Source organism: Actinomycetota bacterium, assembly GCA_005774595.1.
Taxonomy (GTDB): Bacteria; Actinomycetota; Coriobacteriia; order Anaerosomatales; family D1FN1-002; genus D1FN1-002.
This window is the reverse complement of sequence record VAUM01000082.1, coordinates 1-6,730: the sequence shown is the minus strand read 5'-3', so window position 1 is coordinate 6,730 and position 6,730 is coordinate 1. Positions and strand designations below refer to the sequence as shown.

Below are 6,730 nucleotides of genomic sequence, written 5' to 3'. Positions count from 1 at the left end.
GCGCGTCGTCGCGGCTCCCGCGAGCAGAGCGATGAACACGAGCGGCACGATGAAGTCGAGCGACCACGACGCAGGCAGCAGCGACGCGCCGAGCGTGCCCGCGACCGTCGCGACGATCCACACGCCCCAGTCCACGAGCGCGCCGCCGAGGAAGTACGGCAACGGGTCGATCGCGGGATCGGGCACCGCACGCGTCATCGTGGCCGCGTAGATGCCGTCCCGCAGGAAGTAGCCGTACACGAGGCCGTGCCACCAGCGACTCGGCCCCAAGACCGGCGCCAGCGACGCGCCGTAGATGAAGAAGCGCGCGTTGATGACGAGCACGGTGGCGACCACGACGAACAGCGGGGCGCCGTCGCGCCACAGCACCGTCGCAGCGAGCTGCGCGGACGCTCCGTAGACGAGCCCCGACATCCCGACCGACTCGACTGCACCGAGCCCGGCCTGCGCGATCGCAACGCCGACCACGAGCCCGAACGCGATCCCGGCCGGCACGAGCGGCAGCAGGTCGCGGCAGCCCGCGAGGAAGCTCGACCTCGTCCTCGACACCCGCACCTCTCCACCTCGTCGCTCGCCCGCGCCGGCACAACAGCGTACAGGAGCCGGCCGGCCGCGTGTCAGAGGCGGGTGTATGCTTCGGGTGGTTATCCATCTTCGCCACCCGAGGTGATCGCATGACGAAGCTCAACGTCTCCATCCCAGCCGAACTGCTCGCCGAGATCGACATGGAGGCCGAGGAGCTCGGCTTGTCGCGCAGCGGGCTCATCCAGGAGGCCTCAGCCACCTACATCACGTCCGCACGTCGCGATCGCGAAGCCGAACGGCGGCGACTCAGGGAGCGGTCCGCCGCCGCCCGCATGCGCGCGGCCGGCGCGGCGCTCAAGGTGAGCGCGCCCGACGCCGTCGCGCTGCTCGCCGAGGCCCGCGCCGCCGAGGAGGGCCGCCATGGCGGCTGAAACGCCCTTGGTCGTCATCGACGCGAGCGTCGCGGTCAAGTGGTTCGTCGCCGACGACGAGCCGGGTGCTGAGGCCGCGAGGCGGCTTCTCGACGAACACGTCGAGGGCCGGGTCCGCCTCGTCGCGCCGTCGCTTCTCGTCCACGAGCTCGCGGGCGTACTCGCGCGCGGGAGCGCGCGGCGGCGGCCGGACGTGACCGACGCGCTCGATGCGTTCTTCGACAGCGGGGTCGCCCTCGTGCCACCCGACCGGGACCTCTCGCTCCGCGCTGCGCACACCGCCGCAGCGCACGGTGTGTCCGCGTTCGACTCGGCCTACGTCGCCCTGGCCGAGACGCTGGCGTGCGCGCTCGCAACGTCGGACCGGCGTCTGGCCCGCAGTGCGGGCCGGGTCGTGACCGTCCGCGCGACCTAGAGGACGCTCGCCCGCCCGGTTCGGGTACACACCCCGCAAGGAGGTGGTCGCGATGTTCGACGCACAAGTCAAGACGACCGAGCCGACGACGGTGGCGTTCGTGACGATGCACGGGCCATACGCACAGGTGCCCGAAGCGATGGGTCGGGTGTACGGGTGGGCGGCGCAGCGCGGGCTGCAGCCGACCGGGATGCCGAGCGCCGTGTACTTCACCGACCCGGCCGAGGTGCCCGAGGACCAGGCGGTCTGGGAGGTACGCGCGCCGGTGGCAGGCTCACCGGACGCGTGTGAGGCCGACGAGTCCGGCTGCGGCGTCAAGTGCATCCCCGCGCAGCGGGTGGCCACCGCCATGCATCGCGGCCCGTACGAGACCATCGCGCCCACCTACGAGGCGCTCGCCGAATGGGTCGCCGGCAACGGGATGACCATCATCGGCCCGCCGGAGGAGTCGTACTTCTCGGACCCGGCGACCACGGCGCCCGAGGACTACCTGACCGAAGTGAGGTTCCCGGTCGCGTGAGTGCCGGCAGCCCGGGAGACGACCTCGCGATCCTCGAGCCGGCAGACGCCGGAGAGTGGCGCGCGTGGCTCGAGGCGAACCACGACACCGCGGCCGGCGTCTGGGTGTCGATCGGGCGGGTCGGACACGCCGCTACCGCGCTGACCTACGCGCAGGCGGTCGAGGAGGCATTGTGCTTCGGGTGGATCGACGGCACCGGCAGACGCCTTGACGAGACGCGCTTCCGGCAGCGGTTCACGCCGCGCAAGAAGGGCAGCCACTGGGCCCGGAGCAACAAGGAGCGTGTGGCTCGCCTCACCGCCGAAGGGCGGATGGCGCCCGCAGGCCTCGCGGCGATCGAACGGGCGAAGGCAGACGGCTCCTGGGGGCTGCTCGACCTCGTCGAGGCGCTCGAGATCCCCGACGACCTCGCGCTGGCGCTGGACGAGGCCGGCGCCGCGGCCGCGTTCGACGCACTCACAATCAGCCAGCGCAAGATGGCACTGTACTGGGTCATCTCGGCGAAGCGCGAGGCGACCCGGCGCGAACGCATCGCCGAGACGGTGCGCGCAGCGCTCGCGGGGCACGGTCCGCGCGGTTGAGCGGGCACCGCCGCGCGCGTCACGCAGCCGGGCGCGGCGTACTCCCCCGGTAGCACCCGGAGATACCGCGTGCGTGGGTTCCGCCCCCGCGCCGCGCCCGCTACTGGATGTTCTCCCACGAGCGCCCGCCGGGGCACCCGCCGGCGGAACTCCGCGTCAGCCCTGCAGCCCCATGAGGCCGGTCACGATCTCCGCGAGCACCGCGACGACCGTGAACGCTCCCGGGACCAGCGCGAGCACGACGGCCGCGGCGCGATCTCCCCTGACCAAGGCGACGACCGCGCATATCCCTCCGAGGATGCCGAGGCCCATCAGCGGGATCATGAAGTTGATCGTCCACGGGCCGCCCGCGTTCAGGATCGCCCCGACCACGAACCCGAAGACCGCGGCACCCACGCCGAACAGCGCGAGGACCGCGGCCGCCCAGCCGAGCTTCGAGTGGGGAAGGAACCCGCCTGTCGTGGTTGCCGGCGCCGGGGCCCCGGCCGGTACACCTGCGCCCGTCATCCGACGCACCCCCTTTCGGTCCGGCGCCATCGTAGCGCGCCGGTGCGCCGCACGCGACAAAGCGCAAGGCGCCTGTCCCTCCGAGCGAACCTTGCGTTGCCGCAGTGCCCATTCGGTGTTCCAAGCGCCTTGCATCACGTACTCTAGCGGACCTTCGCGGCCGTGCAAGACACTTCCGCAGGTAGTTGGCGAGCGGTGGCGCGGACGCGCCCGGCGGCGCGTTCCACAGGGTTGTCCACGGGCTTTCCCACAGGGGGCGGCCGGTGCGGCGGCCGAGGTGCGGGGTCGGCGGACCTCTCCGCGCGCCCTCGGGTTTGTCGGAACGATCGTTCCGAGGAACCGTAGGACGCGCGGAGAAGGGCCGCGCGCTACACTCCCGTCCATGACCGCCGTGCCCTACAACGCCGTCCACCTCACAGGCGACACCCACGTCGTCCCCGGCCTCACCAACGCCGGCTTCATCGACGGCCTGGTGATCGACACCTGCGATGACGAGGCCCCGTACGCGCTCACGCGGGTCGACCGCCTCGCGATCACCCATGGCCACGCCGACCACTTCGCCATCGGCCACGCGCTGCGCACGGCAGGCGCGCGAGTGTGCGTCGCGCGCGACGACGCCTCGCTCGTCGAGAACCCGGACATCAACATCCGCGGGATGTTCTCGTGGGCCAAGCCGGGCGACGCGCTCGTCACCAAGCTCTTCCGAGGGATGCCCTGCGAGGTCGACGAGTACCTCGAGGACTGGGACGACCCTCGCGCCGATGTGGTGCCGCTGCCGGGGCACACGCTCGGGCACTGCGGCGTGCTCACGGGTGACGGCGTGCTGTTCACCGGCGACGCGCTCTACCTCGCCGACATGTGGGAGCGCCACCCATTGCCCTACTGCATCGACCCGCAGATGGTCGCGGCCTCGCTCGCGCGGATCCGCGGGATCGACTGCGCGTGGGTCGTGCCGGCGCACGGGCGCCCGGTGACCCGTGAGGACGCCGAGGACCACGTCGCGTTCCACCTGGGGCAGATCGCCGAGATCGACGAGTTGCTCATCGACCGGCTGCGCGGTGGGCTCACGACGGAGCAGGCGGTCGCGATGGTGTCGGCGGCGCGGGGGCTGGTGGAGAACCCGGCGTCGTACTGGCTCGCCGTCACCACGGTCAAAGGGTTCCTCGGCGGGCTGCTCGACCGCGGGCTCATCGAGTTCTTCGTGCGCGAGCACGCGGGCTGGTGGCGCACGGTCGCCTGACGCCCGGCCGCAAGAGCGCGCCCGGCTACTCCCGCCAGAGCGCCGGGTCCATGAACGCCTCGGCCAGCGCCGCCGCGCCCTGCGCCGCCCACAGCGCGCCGGGCTCGAGTTCGGCCGCCATCCACGCCTCGGACGTCTCGATCTCGTACGGTGGACGGATGCCACGGGGCAGCGCCGCGACGAAGCCGAACCGGCCGTAGTACCCCGGGTCGCCGAGCACGAGCGCGAGCGCCGCGCCCATCTCGCGCGAACGGGTGAGCCCCTCGCGGACGAGTGTGCCGCCGATGCCGCGGCCCTGGCGGTCCGGCGCCACCGCGAGCGGCGCCAACAGCACCGCCGGCACCCCGCCCGCGGGCGCCCGCGTGAGCATCACGTGGCCGACGATCGCCTCGCCCTCGACCGCCGCGAGCGACAGCTCCGGCACGTAGGAGGCCGCGTCCCGCACCAGCGCCGCCACGAGCGCGGCCTCCGCGTCCCCGCCGAACGCGGCGCGCTCCAGGGCGCAGACCGCGTCGAGCTCGCCATCCGCGGCCGGCCGCACCGTGATCGCGCTGCGCTTCGCGGCCATCGCCTCGTGCCTCGCCTAGTCCCAGTACAGCTCGAAGATGAGCGGGTCGGACGTGATGAGGCCCTGCTGCCAGCCCAGCTCGACGACCCTGCAGCCGGTCGCGCCGGTCTTTGCGAGGGCTCCCTCCGCCCAGCCGGCGAGCCGCGGCCCGGAGAACGACAGCTCCCCGAGGCCGCGCACGGTCATGCGGCCCTTCGGCTGACCGGGGCCGCCCGAGAGTACATCGGCCTCGGCGGTCGCCCCGTCGTAGAGGCGCGCGAACAGCTGGGGCGCCTTGACGAGCGTGCCCGCCGGCGACGAGAACTTGAGGAAGATGCTGTACAGGCCCGACAGCTGCTCGGTGGCGGTGTGCCGCCCCATCTCGATGAACGCCCGGCCGGCCGCGCTCGTATCGCCGGGGTACAGGACCTGGGCGAACGCGCAGGAGAGCGCGTCGAACACCGAGACCGGATAGCGCAGCGCACCGTTGAGCAGCTCGATCTGACGCCGCTGTTCGTCGTCGAGGCGGGCGAGCATGGAGCCCCACTGATCGGCGGTGCACTTCGTGCGCATCCAGTCGAGGTTGGGCTTGATCGCGTTGCCCATCATGGTCGTCTCTGGCATCGGAGAACCTCGCTTCGCAGTAGCGGGCGCATGCCGGTATGCGCCGCATACGCGAAAGATACCCGCCTCGGGGCGTTCGTCATAGTTGTTACATGGGCCCGCGGGGGCAGGAATCGCCGCGGCGCGCGCGTACACTCACCCTCGCACACTCAGGCGACTGCCGTCCGCACGCGGATCGGCCCGTACCGCAGGAGGCGCCCCCCGATGGCACACGTCCGCTCGCTGTTCTTCGACGGCCCTCTGTCCGAGGTCGAGGACAAGGCGCTGAAGGCCTACCAGCTCGGCCGGCCCAGCGAGGTCATCTGGAACATCACGAACCGCTGCAACCTGCTCTGCGAGCACTGCTACATGGCCGCCGACGGCCACGAGCTGCCCGACCAGCTGACCGACGACGAGACGATGGGCATCGTCCGACAGATCGGCGAGGCGGGCGTGCCGCTGCTGTTCCTCACGGGCGGTGAGCCGATGATGCGCCCGAACTTCTGGGAGATCCTCGAGACGGCCCGCTCCTACGGCACGCGGGTGACGATCTCCACGAACGCGACCTTCATCACGCCCGAGTCCGCCGCGCGCCTGAAGGCCAACGGCGTCGACTGGATCGCCACCTCGCTCTACGGCGACGACGCCTTCCACGACGCGATGGTCGGCGTGCCGGGCACCCGCGCCCGCGTGGTCGAGGCGATCCGCATGCTGCGCGAGGCGGGCGTCAACGTCGGCATCAAGACCGCCGTGTCCAAGGACATCTACCCGCACATCTACGAGCTCATCGCCGAGGCCAAGCGCATGGGCTGCGGCCTCATCTACATGTGCGACCTCATCACCAGCGGGCGCTCCTCGGGCGAGGAGGACGCGCGCATCACGGACGCCGAGTGGCGCCGTCTCGCCGACTTCGTGCTCGAGGACATCCTCGCCACCGGCAGCTCGTTCGAGTACGACATCGGCGCCATCCCCTCGGTCATCCCGTACATCGCCGGGCGCCTGAAGGAGCGCGGCGTCGACGTGTCGAACGGCATGGCGCGGCTGCAGATCATGAGCGCGTGCCCCGTCGGCAAGGGCCACATGAACATCAACTCCGGGGGCGGCATCATGCCCTGCCAGTTCGCGCAGGACTGGGTCGTGGGCAACGTGCGTGAGATGTCGATCATGGACGCGACGCGCGCGCTGTTCGAGCTCGACGGCGTCGATGCGGCAGGAGCCTGCAGCGAGAGGAAGTGCAAGTACGCGCACATCTGCCGCGGCTGCCGCACCAAGGCGTTCCACGAGTCCGGCGACCCGTTCGGCGAGGACACCACGTGCATCCTCGGCAACAAGGGGCCGAAGGCGCGCGTGCACAAGGTGGG

The 6,730-nt window shown here is 71.6% G+C and carries 9 protein-coding genes and 1 pseudogene; 6 read left to right on the top strand and 4 right to left on the bottom strand.

Annotation, left to right across the window (positions count from 1 at the left end):
* On the bottom strand, window positions 1-549 hold a 549-nt coding region (locus tag FDZ70_04820), incomplete at its 3' end, for a branched-chain amino acid ABC transporter permease (GenBank protein ID TLM77935.1).
* A 125-nt stretch (window positions 550-674) separates the two neighbouring features.
* Between FDZ70_04820 and FDZ70_04815 the strand changes: the two genes are divergently transcribed.
* The 5 genes from FDZ70_04815 (at window position 675) to FDZ70_04795 (ending at window position 4,219) form a co-directional block, all read left to right on the top strand.
* Window positions 675-956 (top strand): ribbon-helix-helix protein, CopG family, encoded by a 282-nt coding sequence (locus FDZ70_04815; GenBank protein TLM77934.1) that lies wholly within the window; start codon window positions 675-677, stop codon window positions 954-956.
* The gene (locus FDZ70_04810; protein TLM77933.1) at window positions 946-1,371 is read left to right on the top strand and encodes a type II toxin-antitoxin system VapC family toxin; all 426 of its coding nucleotides are present in this window, start codon (window positions 946-948) and stop codon (window positions 1,369-1,371) included. Before FDZ70_04815 ends, FDZ70_04810 begins: the two co-directional genes overlap by 11 nt.
* Window positions 1,372-1,423: 52 nt before the next feature.
* On the top strand, window positions 1,424-1,891 hold the full coding sequence (locus tag FDZ70_04805; protein ID TLM77932.1) for a GyrI-like domain-containing protein: 468 nt from the start codon (window positions 1,424-1,426) through the stop codon (window positions 1,889-1,891).
* Window positions 1,774-2,472: a hypothetical protein gene (locus FDZ70_04800; protein TLM77931.1), complete on the top strand. Its 699-nt coding sequence runs from the start codon at window positions 1,774-1,776 to the stop codon at window positions 2,470-2,472. Before FDZ70_04805 ends, FDZ70_04800 begins: the two co-directional genes overlap by 118 nt.
* A gap of 172 nt (window positions 2,473-2,644) precedes the next feature.
* Window positions 2,645-4,219, top strand: a complete 1,575-nt coding sequence (locus FDZ70_04795) for an MBL fold metallo-hydrolase (GenBank protein ID TLM77930.1) — start codon at window positions 2,645-2,647, stop codon at window positions 4,217-4,219.
* A gap of 25 nt (window positions 4,220-4,244) precedes the next feature.
* On the opposite strand, the gene FDZ70_04790 is transcribed toward FDZ70_04795, so the two are convergent.
* Window positions 4,245-4,787: an N-acetyltransferase gene (locus tag FDZ70_04790; GenBank protein TLM77929.1), complete on the bottom strand. Its 543-nt coding sequence runs from the start codon at window positions 4,785-4,787 to the stop codon at window positions 4,245-4,247.
* A gap of 15 nt (window positions 4,788-4,802) precedes the next feature.
* Window positions 4,803-5,390, bottom strand: a complete 588-nt coding sequence (locus tag FDZ70_04785) for a hypothetical protein (GenBank protein TLM77928.1) — start codon at window positions 5,388-5,390, stop codon at window positions 4,803-4,805.
* A gap of 30 nt (window positions 5,391-5,420) precedes the next feature.
* Between FDZ70_04785 and FDZ70_04780 the strand changes: the two are divergent.
* Window positions 5,421-6,107: pseudogene (locus tag FDZ70_04780) on the top strand (radical SAM protein).
* 83 nt (window positions 6,108-6,190) lie between these two features.
* Here the strand turns inward: FDZ70_04780 and FDZ70_04775 are convergent.
* On the bottom strand, window positions 6,191-6,682 hold the full coding sequence (locus FDZ70_04775; protein ID TLM77927.1) for a hypothetical protein: 492 nt from the start codon (window positions 6,680-6,682) through the stop codon (window positions 6,191-6,193).
* Window positions 6,683-6,730: the final 48 nt, after the last annotated feature.

Bases quoted from the DNA above. Each gene is read 5' to 3' on its own strand.
- FDZ70_04815 (TLM77934.1), top strand. From the start codon at position 675: ATGACGAAGCTCAACGTCTCCATCCCAGCCGAACTGCTCGCCGAGATC.
- FDZ70_04810 (TLM77933.1), top strand. From the start codon at position 946: ATGGCGGCTGAAACGCCCTTGGTCGTCATCGACGCGAGCGTCGCGGTC.
- FDZ70_04805 (TLM77932.1), top strand. From the start codon at position 1,424: ATGTTCGACGCACAAGTCAAGACGACCGAGCCGACGACGGTGGCGTTC.
- FDZ70_04800 (TLM77931.1), top strand. From the start codon at position 1,774: ATGGGTCGCCGGCAACGGGATGACCATCATCGGCCCGCCGGAGGAGTC.
- FDZ70_04795 (TLM77930.1), top strand. From the start codon at position 2,645: ATGAGGCCGGTCACGATCTCCGCGAGCACCGCGACGACCGTGAACGCT.
- FDZ70_04790 (TLM77929.1), bottom strand. From the start codon at position 4,787: ATGGCCGCGAAGCGCAGCGCGATCACGGTGCGGCCGGCCGCGGATGGC.
- FDZ70_04785 (TLM77928.1), bottom strand. From the start codon at position 5,390: ATGCCAGAGACGACCATGATGGGCAACGCGATCAAGCCCAACCTCGAC.